At 68.3% G+C, this 17,678-nt stretch carries 18 protein-coding genes; 5 read left to right on the forward strand and 13 right to left on the reverse strand.

From position 1 onward, the window contains the following. Positions 1-38 precede the first annotated feature (38 nt). The 10 genes from ACLQ2W_RS00725 to ACLQ2W_RS00770 all read right to left on the reverse strand — a co-directional run bounded on the left by ACLQ2W_RS00725 (position 39) and on the right by ACLQ2W_RS00770 (position 10,040). Positions 39-968, reverse strand: coding sequence for an endonuclease/exonuclease/phosphatase family protein (locus tag ACLQ2W_RS00725; RefSeq protein WP_425784814.1), 930 nt, complete (start codon positions 966-968; stop codon positions 39-41). A 284-nt stretch (positions 969-1,252) separates the two neighbouring features. Continuing rightward, positions 1,253-1,939: a helicase associated domain-containing protein gene (locus ACLQ2W_RS00730; RefSeq protein ID WP_425784815.1), complete on the reverse strand. Its 687-nt coding sequence runs from the start codon at positions 1,937-1,939 to the stop codon at positions 1,253-1,255. A 351-nt stretch (positions 1,940-2,290) separates the two neighbouring features. Further along, the gene (locus tag ACLQ2W_RS00735) at positions 2,291-3,040 is read right to left on the reverse strand and encodes a class I SAM-dependent methyltransferase (RefSeq protein ID WP_425784816.1); all 750 of its coding nucleotides are present in this window, start codon (positions 3,038-3,040) and stop codon (positions 2,291-2,293) included. Between the two features lie 20 nt (positions 3,041-3,060). Continuing rightward, the gene (locus ACLQ2W_RS00740) at positions 3,061-3,987 is read right to left on the reverse strand and encodes a hypothetical protein (RefSeq protein ID WP_425784817.1); all 927 of its coding nucleotides are present in this window, start codon (positions 3,985-3,987) and stop codon (positions 3,061-3,063) included. A gap of 39 nt (positions 3,988-4,026) precedes the next feature. Continuing rightward, a complete protein-coding gene (locus ACLQ2W_RS00745; RefSeq protein ID WP_425784818.1) occupies positions 4,027-5,157 on the reverse strand; it encodes a class II histone deacetylase in 1,131 nt (376 codons plus the stop codon). Positions 5,158-5,173: 16 nt separating this feature from the next. Continuing rightward, positions 5,174-6,370 carry a histidine decarboxylase gene (locus ACLQ2W_RS00750; protein ID WP_425784819.1) on the reverse strand — a complete coding sequence of 399 codons (1,197 nt, stop codon included), beginning with the start codon at positions 6,368-6,370 and terminating at the stop codon, positions 5,174-5,176. Positions 6,371-6,384: 14 nt separating this feature from the next. After that, positions 6,385-7,152 carry a hypothetical protein gene (locus tag ACLQ2W_RS00755; protein ID WP_425784820.1) on the reverse strand — a complete coding sequence of 256 codons (768 nt, stop codon included), beginning with the start codon at positions 7,150-7,152 and terminating at the stop codon, positions 6,385-6,387. Positions 7,153-7,483: 331 nt separating this feature from the next. Continuing rightward, positions 7,484-8,947, reverse strand: a complete 1,464-nt coding sequence (locus ACLQ2W_RS00760) for an APC family permease (protein WP_425784821.1) — start codon at positions 8,945-8,947, stop codon at positions 7,484-7,486. Next, positions 8,944-9,204, reverse strand: coding sequence for a hypothetical protein (locus tag ACLQ2W_RS00765; protein WP_425784822.1), 261 nt, complete (start codon positions 9,202-9,204; stop codon positions 8,944-8,946). The genes ACLQ2W_RS00760 and ACLQ2W_RS00765 overlap by 4 nt, the downstream gene beginning before the upstream one ends. Before the next feature lie 230 nt (positions 9,205-9,434). Beyond that, positions 9,435-10,040 carry an N-acetyltransferase gene (locus ACLQ2W_RS00770; protein ID WP_425784823.1) on the reverse strand — a complete coding sequence of 202 codons (606 nt, stop codon included), beginning with the start codon at positions 10,038-10,040 and terminating at the stop codon, positions 9,435-9,437. A gap of 559 nt (positions 10,041-10,599) precedes the next feature. Here ACLQ2W_RS00770 and ACLQ2W_RS00775 point away from each other — a divergent pair. The 4 genes from ACLQ2W_RS00775 to ACLQ2W_RS00790 all read left to right on the forward strand — a co-directional run bounded on the left by ACLQ2W_RS00775 (position 10,600) and on the right by ACLQ2W_RS00790 (position 13,725). Further along, positions 10,600-11,487 carry a helix-turn-helix domain-containing protein gene (locus tag ACLQ2W_RS00775; protein ID WP_425784824.1) on the forward strand — a complete coding sequence of 296 codons (888 nt, stop codon included), beginning with the start codon at positions 10,600-10,602 and terminating at the stop codon, positions 11,485-11,487. Further along, positions 11,484-11,714 carry a DUF397 domain-containing protein gene (locus tag ACLQ2W_RS00780; protein ID WP_425784825.1) on the forward strand — a complete coding sequence of 77 codons (231 nt, stop codon included), beginning with the start codon at positions 11,484-11,486 and terminating at the stop codon, positions 11,712-11,714. Before ACLQ2W_RS00775 ends, ACLQ2W_RS00780 begins: the two co-directional genes overlap by 4 nt. Positions 11,715-11,855: 141 nt before the next feature. Then, on the forward strand, positions 11,856-12,314 hold the full coding sequence (locus ACLQ2W_RS00785) for a PPC domain-containing DNA-binding protein (RefSeq protein WP_425784826.1): 459 nt from the start codon (positions 11,856-11,858) through the stop codon (positions 12,312-12,314). 34 nt (positions 12,315-12,348) lie between these two features. Beyond that, positions 12,349-13,725: a hypothetical protein gene (locus ACLQ2W_RS00790; RefSeq protein WP_425784827.1), complete on the forward strand. Its 1,377-nt coding sequence runs from the start codon at positions 12,349-12,351 to the stop codon at positions 13,723-13,725. On the opposite strand, the gene ACLQ2W_RS00795 is transcribed toward ACLQ2W_RS00790, so the two are convergent. Then, a complete protein-coding gene (locus ACLQ2W_RS00795) occupies positions 13,722-14,507 on the reverse strand; it encodes a phosphotransferase family protein (protein WP_425784828.1) in 786 nt (261 codons plus the stop codon). The genes ACLQ2W_RS00790 and ACLQ2W_RS00795 overlap by 4 nt on opposite strands. Before the next feature lie 18 nt (positions 14,508-14,525). Here ACLQ2W_RS00795 and ACLQ2W_RS00800 point away from each other — a divergent pair, with 18 nt between their 5' ends. After that, positions 14,526-14,711 (forward strand): hypothetical protein, encoded by a 186-nt coding sequence (locus ACLQ2W_RS00800; RefSeq protein ID WP_425784829.1) that lies wholly within the window; start codon positions 14,526-14,528, stop codon positions 14,709-14,711. Between the two features lie 216 nt (positions 14,712-14,927). Here ACLQ2W_RS00800 and ribD read toward each other — a convergent pair whose 3' ends face one another. Both ribD and ACLQ2W_RS00810 read right to left on the reverse strand, forming a co-directional pair. Then, positions 14,928-15,824 carry a bifunctional diaminohydroxyphosphoribosylaminopyrimidine deaminase/5-amino-6-(5-phosphoribosylamino)uracil reductase RibD gene (gene ribD / locus ACLQ2W_RS00805; protein ID WP_425784830.1) on the reverse strand — a complete coding sequence of 299 codons (897 nt, stop codon included), beginning with the start codon at positions 15,822-15,824 and terminating at the stop codon, positions 14,928-14,930. Next, positions 15,824-17,026, reverse strand: a complete 1,203-nt coding sequence (locus tag ACLQ2W_RS00810) for a hypothetical protein (RefSeq protein ID WP_425784831.1) — start codon at positions 17,024-17,026, stop codon at positions 15,824-15,826. Before ACLQ2W_RS00810 ends, ribD begins: the two co-directional genes overlap by 1 nt. Positions 17,027-17,678: the final 652 nt, after the last annotated feature.

The following is a 17,678-nucleotide window of genomic DNA, read 5'->3' on the forward strand; positions in this document are numbered from 1 at the left end:
GGATGGCTGGATCGGGCAGGGGCCCGCTTGCTGGGCGGTCACGGGTGTTCCGCATTGTCGGGAGGGACGCAGGAGGCTGCGGGAGACATTGCCTGGGGGTCGAGGTCGACCATGATGGGTAGGTGGTCCGACAGCGTGCGTGCTGCGGGGGTGTCGATCACCTGGTAGCTGCGCAGCGCTTGTGGGCGGTTGGTCCAGAAGACGTCTTCGCGTCGGCTCCAGCCGCCGTGAAGTCCGCTGGTGGCCTTCCAGGCCGCGCCTAGGTGGGGTGCGGCGTCGTGGAAGCCGCTGCGCTGCATCATCTGCGAGGGGCGCCGGTCGGCTACTGGCAGAGCGTCGGGGTCATCGCTGAAGCGGACATGCCGGGCGATCCACTCGGTGGGTAGAGCCGTCCAGTCTGGCTCGGGATCGTATTCGGGGTCGATGCCGAAGGAGTTCCAGTCGGCGGCGAGGATCGTCGCGTCCGATAGGGGTAGTTGCCCGGTGAGGGTGTACGCGTCGGCGAGTTGTTTGTCGGGGTTCCAGGGCGCGAGGTGGGTGACCGCCACTGTCAGCGGCACGGGCGCGCCGACGTCTAGCCGCACCACGCCCAGGCCGTGCCACATCAGCAGGTCGTACGCCCGCTGGGACAACACGGCGTACTCGGGCCGCCACAGAATCGCGAGGTGACAGTCGGAGTGTTTCGCGGGGACCGCGAAGCACTCCATCCCCAGCGCGTCGGCTATCGCGTTCGCGAGCCGGTCGAGTTCCCCTGCGTCGGCGCCGACGGTGTAGATCTCCTGCAAGCACACGATGTCGGGGCGTAGGAAACGCAGCAGCTCGTGCTGCTGCCGCCGCGTCGGGAGCCCTGACTTTCCGTACGACATGAGGTTCCAGCTGACGGCGCGGAGCGTTCGCTGCGCCGGTGGTGCAGGCGTCGGAGCCGCCGCCGTCATGGGTGTGATTGATGCCGAGACGCCTTGGTTCATGGCTGCTCCTGGAAAGCCGGCGCGGGGTGTTCGGGTGGGTTGGTGGCTGGGCGTGGCGTCTGCGGGGCGGTGACCTGTTGGACGCCGGTCCAGCCGTTGGCGGGTTCCCAGGGCATCCCTACGGCGTCGGGTGCGGCAATCTGTTCGACGGACATGGCGCCGGCTCGTCGGACGGCGCGCTGGGTTGGAGCTGGGCGAGCACGGCGCGGGCGTCGGCCAACTCGCGCGGCCCACGACCGGGCCCGGGTGCCGCAGCAGGACGACGATGCGCCGGCGATCGACGATCAGCGGCCGGCGAGGCATGCCCGATCCCCCTTGTCCGGTGACGGTGCGGAGCCGGCCCGCATCTCCGTGGGTGCCCGGGTGCCCTGGTGATGCGGCTCCTGGGTGGCAAGGCGGCCCGCCATGGCGGCCCGGGGCATGAGGACTTGCCACTCGAAGCCGAGCACGTCGAGGACGTCGATGCGCCACTGCGGGTACTTGCCCGCCCGACGCTGCTTGCGGATGTTGTGCGTGACGTGGCCCAGCTTGATTCCGTGCTCGCGGTGCTCGCGGGGCACTCGTAAGTGCCCCTCGCGGCGGGCGAACGCGGTGAACGCGGGGATGTAGACATCCGCGAACCGCGTGTCGTTGACCCGCCACACCATGCCGAGGGCTTCCATGATCCACACCTGCTCTTCGTCGAGCTTGTCTTTGCTCGGGCGTGCGCACAGGTAGCGGTTGCGGATGTTGTGGATGAACCCGCCAAGGTCGTACCCGTTTTCGACGTGGAATCGGGGCACCACAAGGTGGCCTTCGCGTTCTTGGAAGGCCACGGCAGCGGTGACCGCTTCGAACCAGCGGCCTGTGCGCGGGTTGTTGTTGAGGCGTTCAACGACGGCACGGCGAAGCCTGGCGCGCTCGTCGAGATTCCGTGGCGGCGGTACGGGAGCAACGGTGTTGGCGTAGGAGGGAGGCACGTAGGCGGGCATGAGGAGGCTCAGAGGTCCTTGTCAGAGATCAACCGGGTGAGGCGCCGCCCCGAACCTGAGGCGGATGGGCGCAACCTCGTCCGCACGAGGTTGCGAGTGGTGGTTGATGCCGGCGGCATCAATTCGTGTGCCGACTATTCGGGGTGTAGGGGTGTGTGGCCGGCGGCAGATTCGGGGTGTCTGCCGCCGGCCTGGCCGACCCGTCGGGCCCTCATCCCGGCGTGGTCGTCCTAGCGGTGCCCGGACCTTGGGCGGTGGAGGCCCGGCACCGCTATCCGGTGACCACCTCGGGGGTGGTCGCCGGACGTGCCGCTGGAGGTTGCCGATCCCCCAGCGGCACCGCTCGGGCCGTTAGGCGGGTTTGCGGGCGTGCAGGCCCCGGCGCTCGATTGAGCGCAGTACGAGGTGATGGTCGGCCATGACCGTCTGGAAGTAGTCGATGTCGTCGGCGGGGATGCCGAGGGCCTGGAGGGTGGTCCGGGCATGGTGGACGATGCCGGCGAGGACGTTGCAGCCAGGCCCACCGCCGGTCCACGTCTCTGACGCGGCGCTCAGGCACACCCCGTGCATGCCCCGGCCGTGCAGGAGTCCTTCGACGTCGGCAGGCCAGCGGCCGGTGCCGCCGGGGCCGAGGGTCGTGTCGTAGAGCCTGCGTACGACCCGATTGATCAGCTCTTCGTCGCCCGAGGTGGCGGCGCGGTGCACATGCGGGCGAGTGTCCGTGACATCGGCGAGGACAAGCCATCCGCCCGGCCGGAGGCGGGCGAGCATGCGGTCGATCAGCGCGGCCGGGTCGACCAGCCGGTGGTGTGTCCACCGTGCGATGACCAGGTCGAAGCTTGCGGCGTCGCCGGGCATCGCGTCGGGGGCAACGGCGACGTCGCGGCCGTAGACGTCCACCACGCCGGTGGGGTTCAGGTAGGTGGTGTCGTCGTCGACCGCGACGACACGACCCAGCGGGCCGACGGCGCGAGCGAGGAGGGCGGTGATGTGGCCGGTCCCGGCGCCGATCTCCAGCACCCGCGAGCCGGGGTTGAGGTCGAGTTGGTTGATCTGCTGGGTGATGGTCGGGTCGAGGAGTTCCCGCAGCGGTGTGGACATCCCGGCGGTGTGAGTTGGTGTCATCGTGCGGCGCTCCAACGTGTGGTGCGGTCAGTGGTGCAGGACGTGTCGTCCCCCACCGGCCAGATACCGGCGTGGGCGTATAGCGGCCCTTGTAGGGGCTCGGTCGACTGCTGTTGGGTGGGTGGCTCCCACCAGCGGCGCGGGGCGTGGGTGCGGGTGAGCAGCAGCAGGTACATCTGCGCGCGCCACCCGTTCGTGGTGAGTGCGGCGGCTTCGTAGGCGAGGATCTGCCCGGTAGCCCGATCCAGGATGAGCAGGTGCCGGCTGCGGCCCTGGTCGGAGAACGCCGCGATGCCGATGCCGAAGCGGCCGGCGCGGTCCGCCACCGTGTCGTGTGCCGTGAGGCCGGGGGTGTCGGCGAGGACCCGGGCTGCGAGTTGCCGCTGCTGCCGGTTAGGGCTGTACCACATTCCCAGAGCGGCGACGCCCTCTATCAACGCCGCGGGGTCGTCGCCCCAGCTTTGCATCTGCGCTTGGCTAATCAGCCGCTCGCAGCTGGTGTATGCCTTGGTCAGGTCCTGGAGGCGAAGTCCGCCCGGCTGCCACCAGTCCTTAGCCACCTGCGGGTTGGGGGAATGTATGGCGAGTTCCGCGCCGGAGTCGTCGTCGGCGTACCAGCGCACCACGTCGTGCTGCCGCGTGTTGCTGGCCTCGTAGCGCCACAGGTGATGGCGCACGACAGCGAACCTTCCGGGCGTGGCGTCGCAGCGGTCGGCGCCGAGACGCCGGGCCAGGTCCAGCAACACAGGGCGTGCCGGCCTGCCCGGAGGCATCTGAATGCCCCCACTCTGCGTCGAGGACGTGGGCGTCGGAATGGGGTTCGGCACCGCGCACGGTGCGTGCAGGTCCGCCCGACGCGTCAGCGCCGGTGGGGGCGGGATGACCACGGCGGTGACCGCCGCGAGCCAGGCTACGGTGCTCACCGCCGCGACCATTCGTGAGTTCGGGAGCATGCGCGTCGGTCAGTCGGCCGAGACGGTCGCGGTGATGCGCGGCACCAGGCGGGCGGCTCGGTCGACCACGTGCTGCTGGTGGGGCAGCATCGGCGCGGCGGCGTATCCGGCGGTGATGCCGGCGTAGGGATCGCTGAGGCTGCCATTGCGTCCGATCAGGCCCTCGACGAAGCCGACCATGCACCACGGTGCCATGCCGGAGCTGTAGCCGCCCTCGCTGATCGCGACGACTCGGCCGTCGCACAGCCGGTCGGCCGCTTTGGTCAGCAGCGAGGCCATCTGCCGGTAGGAGTCCACGACCAGCGCCTGGCGGGCCAGTGGTTCGAAGCAGCCGCCGTCGAACCCCACCGGAACGATGATCAGCTCGGGTTGGAAGCGTTGCAGTGCGGGGAGCACGACCTGGTGCATGGCGTAGAGCCAGGCGGCGTGGCCGCTGCCCAGGGGCAGCGGAACGTTGATGGTGTATCCCTCGCCGGCGCCGGCCCCGGTCTCCTCGATCCACCCGGAGTCGGGCGGAAAGGACCCTGCCTCGTGGATGCTGATGTGCAACACCGTCGGATCGTCATAGAACAGCTGCTGGCCGCCGTTGCCGTGGTGCGTGTCCAGGTCGACGATCGCGACCCGGCGCAGCCCGAGCTGGATCTGGGCGTGTCGGGCGGCGAGCGCCGCGTTGTTGAACACGCAGAAGCCCAGGCCCGCGCCGGCGAGGGCGTGGTGCCCGGGGGGCCTCACCAGCGCGAAACCGTTGGTGAGGTTCTCGGACGCGACGGCGGTGACGAGGTCCAGAACGCCGCCGGCGGCGAGGCGCGCGATCTCGGCGCTGCCTCGACCCAACGGGGTGAAGCCGTCGCCGGCGTCGCCTCCTCGCGGTTGGGCGCTCGCCTGGGCCACGCGCTGCACGTACGCGTCGGTGTGCACGCGCAGCAGCTCGCCGATCAGTGCGGGGCGCGCCCGTACCCTCCTCATCTCGTCCAGCAGGCCGGTGACGTCGAGCAGCTCGAAGCCCCTGCGCTTGGTTCGGCCGCTTTCCACGTGCGCGTCGGGCTGGACGCCCGCCATCGGGTCGGCCGGCAGCATGAGAGCGGCTGTGCCGGTGTCGTGCCAGAAGAACAACGTGTCGGTCATGAAACCGGTCGCCATCGTGGCCTCTCCTTCATCAACGGGTAGTGGTGATCAGGCCGGAGTCGTCGGCCGGTGTGCGGGGTCGCGGTGCCGCCGGGCGAGGTGTGGCGGCGGCCAGGTCGGTGACGAACGCGTCGATCTGGGTGCGGGTGATGCCGGGCATGCAGATCAGGTGACTCACGGCGCCTTCGGTGGCCAGCACCCACTTCGTCCGCACCTCGGCGGGTGGGGTGTCGAGCACCACGGTCATCGCGTGTTCATGGCGCCAGGCGCGCCAGCCGATTGCGGTGATCTGCGTGACGGCGTAGGCGGCCAGCTCGCGGGCGTGCACAGCCCGCCAGCGGTGTCCCTCCCGGCCCTGCACGGCGATGGCATGCCACAGCAGCGCCGCCGCCAGTCCGCATCGGGAGCCGCTGATCGTGGTGTCCACGGTGCCGGTGTAGGCGATCGGCTGGCCGAGGGTGCGGACGGTGTCGCGGACCAGGACCACACCGCTTGGCACTGGCGTGCCGAGGAACTTGTGGCCGCTGATGGCGATGCTGCCGATGCCGGCGGCATCATCGAGACGCAACCGCCCGTCCAGCGCGAGCGGAATGCCGGACAGGGCGGCGTCGACATGCAGGTGCCCCCCGGCCGGGTGTTCCGCCAGGAGATCCCGTATCCGGGCGGTGTCGTCGACGGCCTCTGTCAGGGTGGTTCCAGCGGTGCCGACCACGATCGCGGGGTATCGCTTACGGCGGCGGAGCTGCGCGGCCAGGTCGTTGTAGTCCATCTCTCCGCGCTCGTCGGCCCGCACTGGCACGCCGTGCGCGCCGAGGACATCGACGAGTTTGGGGATGGAGTAGTGCGCGGCCCGGGAGTAAAAGACCCGGGCGGTGGGGTAGCGGCGTTTGGCGGCGTAGAGCGCGGCGAGGTTGCCCTCGGTGCCGCCGCTGGTCACATACCCCCAGCGGTCAGTGGACGGCATGGCGAACAGGTCCGCGGTCCAGGCGACCACGGCCCGCTCCAGAACGCGGGTATGGGCGACGCCTCCTCCGTCGGCGGGGTCGCCGATGTTGTTCCAGAGCCGGCTCCCGAGCCGCCTCAACACCGCGTCGTGGCTCGCGTCGACGGCGCCCGGGTAGCCGATCGTGGTCGCCGCCGACGCGTCCGCGTTCCCTACGAGCTGATCGAGGACCGCTGCGATGTCGATGCGATCCTGCCGGAGGTCGGCGGCGACGGCCAGGTCCATCACCTCGGCCGCAGTCACACGTCACGTCCGGGATTGAGGTGGGCGGTCAGCAGCTCGTGCAGGGCGGTGAGTCGCTGCCACATCTGCTGGTGGTCGTGATCCCCACGGCTGGTCAGATCCGCATACCGCCGATAGGAGTCGTAGTGATCGATGTCGACCGGGCGGGTGCAGCGGATCCCGTTGTCCCCGAGCGCGGGATAGGCATCGCGGTCGACCTGCATCGCGGTGCCATCCACCAGCCGGGCGTAACAACGGCCAGAAATCTGCTGCGACGCCCCGAAAATGCCCGCGGCTAGGGTCTCGTGCAGGGACGGGGCGATGTCGGACCAGAGGCCCTGGTCGGTGTCGAGCGTGCTGACCCCCACACCCAGATACCGCGCCTCGGCCGGTAGGTGCACGTCCTTCCCGTTGATCATGGAGCGGGAGGTGTACAGCGGGTGCCACTGCGGGCCGGCCGCGGCGATGTGGCCCCGGGCGGTGACGGTCAGGTCGTCGAGCAGAGTCGGCAGGTGGTAGGCGTCCCGGCTGTCGCGAAACAGCCGAGAGGCGGTGTGGATCAGCCGTCCGCCGGGCTCGTTGGGTGCGTCAGAGACGAAGAACAGCAGCAGCGCGTGCGGACCAAGCGCCTCCCGGGTACCGAACTTCAGCCCCGCCGACGACAGATGCCCGGCGTTGGCCCGCTTGAGGCGTGACCCCACCTGCCACCGCAGTGATGCCAGCGTCCTCGCGTCCACTGACTCGTAACCGAAGCGCGGCTCGGCGGACTGCTGCTCGTCCGCCATGGCCGGACCGGTTGCGGCATGCGGCTCGAACGCCGGGGCGGGCCCTGGGGACGGTGGCGCTGTCGGATAGGCCGCAGGCGGTTGACTGTGTCCCGGCCATGCCGCCTCGGGCGGCCCGCCTGTGGCCACCGGCGGTGGGCCCGGCGGCGCGGGATGGTGACGCGCCGGGGGTTGCGGGGCCGGGTACGACGCGCCGGGGTGTCGGGGTGTCGGGGGCTGCCGCTGCGGCGGCGGCCCGTACGACGGGGCGTCTTGGACGGGCTCGCCGTAGTGGCCGCCCTGACGTTGGTAGGCGTGCACGGTGTCGGGGTTCGATCGCATCGCCGGGGCCTCAGATCGACTCGGAGATGTTGTCCGGCACCGCGTTGCGGCGGGGCTGGCCCTGGCCGATCCCCGCCGAAATCTCCGGCCTCGACCGCTCCAGTCGGGCCCCCCACGCCGCGCCCACCATCGCGGTGACCGCCAGGGACGCCGGCAGCAGCAGCGGATACAGCGACCCCGGAGCGGCACCCAGCAGCGAGTCGGCGTTGACGACCATGACCGCCAGCACCACCAGGCCGCCGAGCACGCCGAGCGTCGGCGCGATCCGCCACCGCCACCAACTCCACCCCTCGCCACGCACCCAGGCCGGGGCCCGCAGCGCGGCCACCGACGCGGCCAGCAGCAGACACAGCAAACCCATCGCGCCCAACGCCGACAACCAGGAGAACATCACCCGCACCGGATCCAGCCCCGCCACGGCGAACACGCCGACCACCACAGCGGCGAGAGTCGACTGAGCCAGCGACGCCTCCCGCGGCGCCGCTACCTGCCGACCGGTCGAAGACTGCGCCAGCCAGCCGGGCAGCACCTGCTCGCGGCCCATCGCGAACACATACCGGGCCACGGTGTGATGGAACACCAGCATCGAAGTGACGATCGCCGCGATCAGCAGCACCTCCGCCAGCAGCACGCACCACCCACCGAGCCGGGCGAGAACCGAGAACGGCAAACCACCGTCGGGGTCCGCCGCGACCGCGGCGACCGCCCGAGGGCCGACCGCCACGCCCATCGCCCACGACGCCACCGCGTAAACAGCGCCGAGCAGGAGCACCCCACCGACCGTTGCCCGGTAGATCGCGCCGCGATCGGTGGCCTCCTCACCCAGCGACCCCGGAACGTCGACACCCATCAGCGCCGCCACGCACAACGCGCACGCACCGCCGACACCACCCACCGTCAGCTCAGCCGCCGAGAACCCCGTCCACGGCGACCCGCCGCCCGGCGCCGGCGCACCAAGGCCCGCGACCACGAACAACGCCACCACCAGCAGCGACAGCAGCAGCACCACCGCGACCACCCGGGTCGACGTCACGATCGTGTGGACCCCGAGCCACCCCACCACCACCAGCGCGGCCAGCGCCCACACCCACCACGCCCCGCCCACGGTGGCGGCGGCCACCGACCCGAGCAGGCCGTACAAGCTGATCTGAATCGCGTTGTACGCCAACAAGGCCACCAGGCCGCCGGCCACACCCCACCGCCGGCCCAAGCCCGCCGCCAGGATCCCGTAATACGCCGCCGGATGCCCCACCCGCACCGCCATCGCCGCGTACCCCACCGCCAACAACCCGACGACGACGGTCACCCCCAGGAAGACCAGCGGCAAGGCCACCACACCCGTGGCCGCGAACGTGGTCACGATGCCGCCAACGAGCACCACCATCGGTGCCGACGCCGCGGCGCCCACCACCCGCAACCCGAACGGAGTCGCCGTGCCGCGTTGCAGCGCCACCGGCGCATACGTCGACCTCACCGGCTCTCCTCCATCGGATAGCCGGGGCACGACGCGGCGCGGCAGCCCGACGTCGGGTGATCCTTGACGGCCTGCTCAGACACCGCTACCAGATGCAGCGCCGTCGGCCTGACCGGGCCGCGCTGCCAGTAGCGGCGCTGGGCCTCCCGCGCTCTTATGGCGGCCTCGACGTCGTGGGTGTGGCCGAACAGGTCGTGTCGTCCGTCGGGCCACTGTCGGCGAATTGCGACGCCCAGACCGAGCCCGGCCGACGCCACGTCTCCCGCGACCGTGACGGCAGCACCAAGCCCACGAGACCGATGCCGAGTTCTCAGCCACGGCCGTGCACGACGACGCCGTAAGGACGCCCTTGCGCGGAAGCGGGGAATCGGGGACAGCATGAGGATGCCTCCAACTGATCGAGGGTGTGAGGGGGCGACCCGCCCGGTTGTGGAATCCGACCGGCGGGTGGAAGGGGTGGTGCGGCTAGCGGCTACTCACGTGTCACTCAATGAGCCGAACCACTCCAATACGGGGTTGTGACCTGGTGGAGCCGGGCGCGTCGTGGATACAGACCTCTCGGCTGCGAGCGGGGTGAGCGCCACATCCGCCACAGCACCGGGCCGGCTGGCGCGAGCTGCGCTGGCGCCCGCGGCACGTAGCCGAGCTGCCCGAGCACACTGTCGCGCGGCTCGGCGGTGACGAGGGTCGCGTAGGCTGGCTGCCCCACGTTGTCGAGCAGCCGATGGTGATGCTCCAGCAAGGCCACAGCCGCCTGCCCGCGGCCGGGTCGGGCCGCCAGCACCGCGAGGTGAGCGTGCGGGCCGGCCGGAATAGTCGCAGCGAGGCAGGCGTGCAGAAGAGCGAATCGATCAGCTTGGCGTCCCAGCGCTCCATGCAGCTCCTCGACGGTGACCCCGGCCGCCGCTCGCGGCAGGTGCCGCTCGTACCAGACGGACACCGCCGTATCCTCGCCGGCCGTGTGGACCTGACCGGACCGCATGCCTGCGTTCAGCAGCAGCCGAGCGTAGGCACGCAGCAGCGGTAGCCGTTCACTCACCTCCGGAACCAACCACGCCCCGAGGGCACCCACGACGAGGGAATCGGCGACCACCGCCGAGAGGGAATCGACCTGCGCCTCAGTCGCGAACCGCACTGCGAGGCCGTCGCTGCTGGCCCTATCCGCCGCGACCTCGGGACCAGCAGTCGGCGAGGAGGCACACTCGACGTCCGACGCGCGGGCAGAGCCAATGATCTCGCACCCTGACTGTTCAGGACTCTCGGCACAACGTCGCACACCACCGCCGACCGGCCTCCCAGGGGTGGCTGTCGCCGCGGCGTGCCGAGGCGAGCGCACGGCCCGGACACGCCGTCGGCGCGTCACGATAGATAACAACCTCAACATGCCGCGCTCCCCTCTCCCCACCTCGACGTTGCGCCGCCGCCGTATAGCTGATCGCTAATCCACAATCACCGACCTTGACGATGCTGGGAATGCCGACTTCCGGTCCGACTTCGCGTACCGACTTACGGTCCGACCAGCACCTGAACAGCACAAACGCAGTAACAGGCCCGGTCGCACCCACCTCACAGGCCGCGACAATGGGGCTACGCTGACCCCAATCAGATCGGCTGCCGCCGATCGGGCACGAGTGGTATCCGGAGGCTTGCCGGTGCATCGCCCCAGTCCCTACGTCCGTCGGCAATGGCTCGCACGCGAGATCCGCCGCCTACGCGAAGAGCACGGCATGACCGCCGACGCTCTCGCCCGCGCAGTCCGTTTCCCGCGCCAACAACTGAGCGCCCTGGAGAACGGCCACCTCGGCCCGGACATCGACCTCGTCAGCGGGATCTGCGACTACCTCACGGTCGGCGAGCGCCGCCAGCAAGCGATCATGGACGCGGCCACCGACGGCTGGGCACAAGGCTGGTGGGCACCGACCATCCACCAGATGGGCAACCGACAGGCCATCTACGCCGACCTCGAAAGCGGCACCCGCACGATCACCGAGTACGCCATCTCTCTGATCCCCGGCCTACTCCAGACGCCTGCCTACGCCGCTGCGCGGCTCCGTAGTGAACCAGCCCGCCATGGCGACAGGTTCGACCCCGCTACAGCGGTCACCGCCCGGGCCCGCCGGCAAAGCCTGGTGCTCGCCGCCGGCGGGCCGCGATACGAAGTCGTCATCGACGAGAGCGCGATCCGGCGACGCGCCGCTGACCCCGTCGTCGTCGCGCAGCAGCTTCGACACGTCATCGCCGTATGCGCGAACCACCCAACCGTGGTCGTTCAGGTACTGCCGTCCGACACATCGATCACAGGTCACAGCGCGCCCCGGTCGGCGTACTCGATCTACCGCTATCGCGACCCGCAAGGCTCACGAGCTGTCGCGGTCGACACCCTGACCCGCGACATCATTCACACCGATCCGGACGAGCTGGACCCATACGTGAGCCTGCACGGCCGACTCAAAGCCGCAGCCCTTCCTCCCGACTCAAGCATTCGTCTCCTCCGCGCCGCGGCGGAGAGCCTGACACCTACCGAAGGAGCCCCAGTATGACCACACGGCCGAGCACCCCGCTCATCTGGCGCAAGTCCAGCCGCAGCGACGACGGCAACTGCGTCGAGGTCGCCGACACCCACGAACGGATCCTGGTACGCGACTCCAAGGACAGCACCGGACCGATGCTGCGATTCACCCCCGATCGGTGGAGCACCTTCACACAGGCCGTTCGTGACGGCGGATACTCGTCGCCGACGGCGAGAGAGAGCAGTAGCAGGATCTGAGCAACTCCACGCGCTGCATCCAGGGCGCCGAGACCGGCTTTCCGGTCTCGGCGACGCCTCTCAAGGCTGCCTGACTCTGCGTGACGCGGCCGTGGCCCAATCCATCCCAGACCGACGATCGATCGGAGGCTCCAGCAGCGCATGCGTAGCCACGACCTAACCCCAGGACGCATGATCGGCGTGGTCTTCGACCACGGCGACAACTTCTTCACCGCCCTCGCCGACGCCTGCCGCACCCACCACATCAAGCAGGGCTACATCCCAATGTTCATCGCCGGCCTGTCAACCGCCAAGATCGTCGGCACCTGTCGCCGCCTCGACAACCCCGACGCCCCCGTCTGGAGCCACGTCGACCTCACCAACGTCGAAGCGCTCGGCGGCGGCACCATCGCATGGGACGACACCAACCAGACGATCCTCCCGCACATCCACCTCACCGCCGGGCTCAAGGAACACAGCGCTACCGCTCACACCAGCCACCTACTGGACGCCACCGTCCAATTCCTCACCGAAATGCTCATCATTGAGGTGGCCACACCCGCCATGCGTCGAATACCAGACACCAGCCTCTACGACGTTCCACAGCTACATCTCGGCTAGCAGCCTCGGACCGGGCTTCGGAGGGAGGTACAGGATGGCCCGCCACCCAGACACAATCATCACGCCCAACACGCTGCTCGCTGAGGCGCGCCAGCGCCTTAATTCACCGCAACGGCCCGGCCAGCACCTTTCGCGAGCCGAACTTGCCGATGCCATCAACGCGTCTCTCGATAACCTGTACCCCGACCGAAGCCTCACCGCTCACTACGTTGACCACCGCTGGGTCGGCAAACTCGAACGCGGCGAACACCGCTGGCCCAGCCGCGAACGGCGCACTGCCATCCGCCAAGTGCTCGGTGCCGCGACAGACGCCGATCTTGGCCTCTACAGCCCTCGACGCACCGAGGGCCACGCGGCCTCCGATCGCCAGCAAGTGACGGCTGCATGGTTCGGCAAGCTGCCAAGTGCCCTTGCCCAGCTTGCGGGACCATGGGCGACCAGATCAGAACTGCAGGCACCGGCCAAAATCGAGTCGCCTCATGTCGCAGCGCTTCAACGCAGCATTACCCTGTTCGAAGAGTGGGACCACCAGCACGGTGGTGGACTCGCCCGTGCAGCGATGGCCGGACAACTCGAATGGGCTTGCCGAGTCGCCCGCCAAGCGTCGGCAACGGAAGCAGTACACCGCACCTGGCTGTCGACGGCAGCACGACTTTCTGACCTTGCCGGATGGGCATGCTTCGATTCAGGCGACAGACCCAGCACAGCCCAGCGATACCTGGCCAACGCGATCCAGATGGCCAGCGAAGCCGAAGACGTGCAGCAGCGGGCTCACACCGCCACCACCTTGAGCAGGCACCTCACTTACCTCGGACAGGTCTCAGACGCTTTTGATGTCATTAACCTCGCCCAATCAGATTGGCGGAAAATTCCCCCGCTGGGACGCGCGGCGATTCGTATCGTGGAGGCGCGCGCCTACGCAAGAAGCCATGACAGGCAAGCATGCATACGCGCAGTCGCCCTATGCGATGACGAGTTCACGGCCAACGGGTCGGAGGGACCGGAAGATCCAGTTTGGGGCTACTACGCTGATGTCGGTCAGATTCTCGGCGACGCTGGCCATGCCCTGTTTGATATCGCCGTAGCGACCGACAAACACCAGCAGTCGGACGCAGTTCTCAATCGATTGCAGTCCGCGTACTCCCACCACCCGACGGAAGCTGCCAGATCGCGGGCTCTCACCATGATACGGATCGCCCATCTCCAACTATCAAGCGGCAATTTCGCCGATGGATTGAGATCGATCAAAGCTGGCTTGGCAGACGCTCGGGGCGTCCACTCCAGCCGACTGCGGGATGATCTTCGCGCCCTTGGCTCCATCCTCGCGAACACAGATCCAGAGACGGACTTTGCAGGTGAGTGGGAGACGGCGCGGATGCACGTAGCGGAGGCCGTGCGCTTACAGATCTAATAGCCCGTCCAGCCAGTAGGAGCGGTTCCGTCTCGCAACGTGTCGATGCGATGCCTCATCTGACGCTGGCGTTGCACATCATTGCCCGCCGACTGAGCCAGCCAGAGAGTCATCCGCAGCATGCGAGCCAGCCGCAGTTCCGACCACGACGGGCTCAGGCGGACATCGAAACCATACGTCTGAACGAAGTCAGCGTAATCCTTATCGGGGAACCACCCACACTCGTAGTAAAGGGCCGTCAAGGTCAGATCCCACTCCGGCGGTCCGATACATACTGTCTCCAAATCCACGAATGCTTCTCGGCCTCCTGCCGCCACCAAGAGATTCTCCATATGCGCGTCGCCGTGCAGCACTGACTCGCCAAGCGTGAATTCTGCGGTGGCCCACCGAGTCGAGAGTTGATCGCGGAGTTGGCAAAGAAAACGGCGGTCTTCGGTGTCGAGGCAGGCACCCCTCTGTAACCGCTCTTCGAACCTGTCAAAGGGCGATAAACAGGGCAACAGACCTGCCGGCATGGCAACCGCGTGTAGCCGACGCAGGCACTTGGCGAGAGTGACTAAGTCGGCTGGTCGACTATCGACCAGGTACTCCCACAGCGTTACCACGTACTGTCCGACGATTATTGGCTCCGGCCGCGCGGGGTGAACGACAGGAACTTGACGCGAGGCGAGCCAGACAGCGATGTCGATCTCCCGACGGGGGTCGCTTCCCTGGGCACCCCTTGGTACCACTCGCGCCAGCAAACCAGCACCAGGCAGCAGGACCACACCGTTCTCGCCCACACGCACTATGCTGGCGTCGTGAGCCGGAAGGCCCGCTCCGGTGGCCGCCAACGTCACCGCCTCGATCGCCTCTTCCTCACGCACGAGACTATCCTCCCCTCGGCCAGCCAAACCGCGCCGCCGACCGCCGGCCTTGAGCAGGTCAAGGCGCTGGCGGTCGTCCGCGAACCGTTCGAGCGGACGGCGCGGCATGGCGACGACTGACGAGCTGCGTTTGATTGGAACTGCTGGGTTCCCGACCATGGCACGACACCGAGGCGATGCTGTATGCCAGGCGTGACGTAGAGGACGGCCCGACCCGCGTAAGAACAGGTGCCGTCCCCCGTCAATCCTGACACGTCGTCACGCTCAACAGGCTACTTGTCCGGGTACGCCAGCGAAGGACGTCGCGCAACGGCCTGGCCGGCGCAACACCGGCGCTTAGGCAGCAGGACCACCCCGTTCTCGCCTCGACCGGCAAAGACGAACACGCACACCCGTGCCTAAGGACGAGATCTCAGCAAACTCGAAACCTGCCAGCGTGAGCTCTGCGGTGGCTGCCGCGAAACCGCCCGCCGGTGGGGTCTTTTCGACAGCAACCACAATCTCATCGATGCAATCAAGATTGTCGCGAAGTATGCCGAAATAGCGCCCGCCAGTGACGATGGCCGTCCGCGAGCCGGTGGCGTAGCAGGCCGAAAGCCACCGTTGGAGATCGTCGTCCGGCCGCCCTGGCAGGGCGAAGTGTTGAGGGGCGTGGCTTTCCGGCGTGCCTTCTTCGATTGTCTTCTCGCCGAGGACGAGATCCGCCCCGCTGCGCAGCTCAGCAGTTAGCTGCTCAGCGACGTGGCTGTTTTGGCCGTCGAGGGCGCAGGCCCAGGTGAGGTAGGGGCGGCGGCGGCGAGTGGCGGTGAGCCAGGGGCCAAGGACGGTGAGTGCCTCGTCGGGGAGCACGTTGGTCTCAACATCAACACCGTGGGCGGTGAGCACCGCGGCGCCACCACCGCCTCGGGAGGTCGGGTCGATGACGCTGATAACGACTCGCGCGATGCCGGCGTCGATGAGTTCCTGCCGGCAGGCCGGAGTGACACCGACGTGGTTGCAGGGTTCGAGCGTGACGACAGCGGTGCCGCCTCGCGCTGCAGGGCCCGCTGCGCTGAGCGCGTTGACCTCGGCGTGTGCCTCACCTTTGCGCCGGTGATAGCCCACGCCGACGGTCGCGCCATGGCGATCGAGGATGACGCAGCCGACGGGCGGATTCGGGCTTGTGGATCCGAGACCGAGCGACGATAGAATGATTGCTTGGCGCATCGCTGCGAGTTCGGCGTCGGTTGCCATCAGGTGATCTCCTGGAGATCGTGGAGGAAGGCGTGGACCTCAGGTAGTTGCTGGTGCCGGCTGACCGTAGCGCCGAGTTGCGCGAGCTGATGCAAGACCCGTCGTGATCCTGCCCGGCGTGCGATGGGCAGCGCGTGGTGTGCCGCTGCCGCTGCCTGATCCGGTTGGCGAGCTGCGGCATGTGCCATCGCCTTGATCAGCAGAGCTGAAGCGAAGTCCTGGCGGTGCCGGCGCGGAATCGCCGGTAGCGCTTGGTCGATTACTTCGATGGCTTCTTGGGGCCTCTGTGCCAGTCGGAGACACACCCCGCGGTGTAGTTCGATGTATCCGCTGGTGCAGTAGGAGCCGTGCTCGCCTTCCGGCTTCCCCGGGTAGCGGTCCGCTGCCCAGTGCTGGGCGGCGTCCAGCAGCCGCATGGCTGATTGGTGCTCGCCCGTCACAGCGAGGGCATGCGCGTGCTGCACGCGCAGCGCCGCGCGCATCGGACGAGAGAGCTTCGGGTCGTGCAGCAGCGCGGCCTCTGCCTGCTCGACGGCTTGGGCGGTGTGCCCCGATGCCAGCCTTTGTTGGCTGCTGCGGTAGGTGGCCCAGGCGGTCATCGTCGGGTCGGCGATAGCCTCTGCCCAGGCGAGTGCCTGTCGTGCTCGATGGTGGCCGGCGGCGTGGTCGTTGAGAGATTGGTGGAGCCATGCCGCGGATTCGGCGTACTGGGCGGCGAGCCGGATGAGGGCGGGGCGAAGTGCTTGGGGCATCCCGGACAGGGTGTCCTCGATCGTGGCCAGTTGTCTCGTGACACCCATCAGTGCGTACTCGGGGCCGAACATCTTGTCGTTCTGCACGAGTAGATGCCACTGCTCGTGTAGCAGATAGATGGCCTCGTCCCAACTACCTGGCTCAGGCTCGACCACAGGCCCTGCAGCGCCTACGCCATCGCTACGTCGAGGGCTGTAGAGATCGAGATCCGCATCGGTGACAGCACCGAACACCTGACGCAGAGCTTTCCGCCGCGGTTCGCTAGGCCAACGATGCTCGCCGCGTTCGAGCTTGCCGACCCAGCGGGAGTCGACATATTGGGCGGTGACGTCACGGCTGGGGTAGATCCGGTCGAGCGCCGCGTTGACCGCATCGGCCAGCTCGCTACGGGACATGCGCTGGCCGGCTCGCACAGGTGAGGACAGCCGATGCCGGGCGTCGCTGAGCATGGTGTTCGGACTGATCGTGGTGTCCGGATGACGAGGCACGAGTTCCCCCTACCCAGCTCGCTAAGCTCAGCCGACTATGCCACCGGTTGTTTCGATCATCCAGCCTTCTGCCCGCTGCAAGGCGGCCCAGGTCACCGCGAGTCGACCGCAAATCGGCATTTCCACACCGCTCCTCAGTCAGCGCAACGCGTCGACTTGGTCGCATCCCGGCGGGTAGGCGGCCCGCTCACCTCGGCAGCGGGCCGCCTACCGGTCCGCCACGTCAATTGAACCGAGACGGCACGCAAAACAGCTTGCGGGCAAGGCGACGACTGCTCGGCTCGTCCACTTCGATGCAGACAGCCAGGGTTGCCGGATTGATCTGACTCACCGGCAAATCTCGCTGACGACGGCTGTCATCGCAGCTAAGCACGCCGCGAGAGCGCTCAACAGGGCCGCCCATTCAGCCAACGGCCGCCCCTTCCGCTTGCCTCTGCGACCACTCGGCCGAAGCCTGTTGTGCCTGAGCTTCGTTGGTTTCATCAGACCTGCGCTCCAACCTACGGTGTCAGTGCAGGTTGGGGGCGGCACCCCGGGCCCGCGAAGCCATCGGTGCCGCCCCCTCCCATGCCTGCGGTTGCCCGCTCCTGCACAACGACCAAGGTGACGCGAG

Origin of the sequence: Micromonospora sp. DT227 (assembly GCF_049841835.1) — a bacterium.
GTDB lineage: Bacteria > Actinomycetota > Actinomycetes > Mycobacteriales > Micromonosporaceae > Micromonospora.

What these genes read in the sequence shown, in the direction of transcription:
- ACLQ2W_RS00725 (WP_425784814.1), bottom strand. Translation starts at nt 968, where the DNA reads ATGAACCAAGGCGTCTCGGCATCAATCACACCCATGACGGCGGCGGCT.
- ACLQ2W_RS00730 (WP_425784815.1), bottom strand. Translation starts at nt 1,939, where the DNA reads ATGCCCGCCTACGTGCCTCCCTCCTACGCCAACACCGTTGCTCCCGTA.
- ACLQ2W_RS00735 (WP_425784816.1), bottom strand. Translation starts at nt 3,040, where the DNA reads ATGTCCACACCGCTGCGGGAACTCCTCGACCCGACCATCACCCAGCAG.
- ACLQ2W_RS00745 (WP_425784818.1), bottom strand. Translation starts at nt 5,157, where the DNA reads ATGGCGACCGGTTTCATGACCGACACGTTGTTCTTCTGGCACGACACC.
- ACLQ2W_RS00750 (WP_425784819.1), bottom strand. Translation starts at nt 6,370, where the DNA reads ATGGACCTGGCCGTCGCCGCCGACCTCCGGCAGGATCGCATCGACATC.
- ACLQ2W_RS00755 (WP_425784820.1), bottom strand. Translation starts at nt 7,152, where the DNA reads ATGGCGGACGAGCAGCAGTCCGCCGAGCCGCGCTTCGGTTACGAGTCA.
- ACLQ2W_RS00780 (WP_425784825.1), top strand. Translation starts at nt 11,484, where the DNA reads ATGACCACACGGCCGAGCACCCCGCTCATCTGGCGCAAGTCCAGCCGC.
- ACLQ2W_RS00785 (WP_425784826.1), top strand. Translation starts at nt 11,856, where the DNA reads ATGCGTAGCCACGACCTAACCCCAGGACGCATGATCGGCGTGGTCTTC.
- ACLQ2W_RS00790 (WP_425784827.1), top strand. Translation starts at nt 12,349, where the DNA reads ATGGCCCGCCACCCAGACACAATCATCACGCCCAACACGCTGCTCGCT.
- ribD (WP_425784830.1), bottom strand. Translation starts at nt 15,824, where the DNA reads ATGGCAACCGACGCCGAACTCGCAGCGATGCGCCAAGCAATCATTCTA.
- ACLQ2W_RS00810 (WP_425784831.1), bottom strand. Translation starts at nt 17,026, where the DNA reads ATGCTCAGCGACGCCCGGCATCGGCTGTCCTCACCTGTGCGAGCCGGC.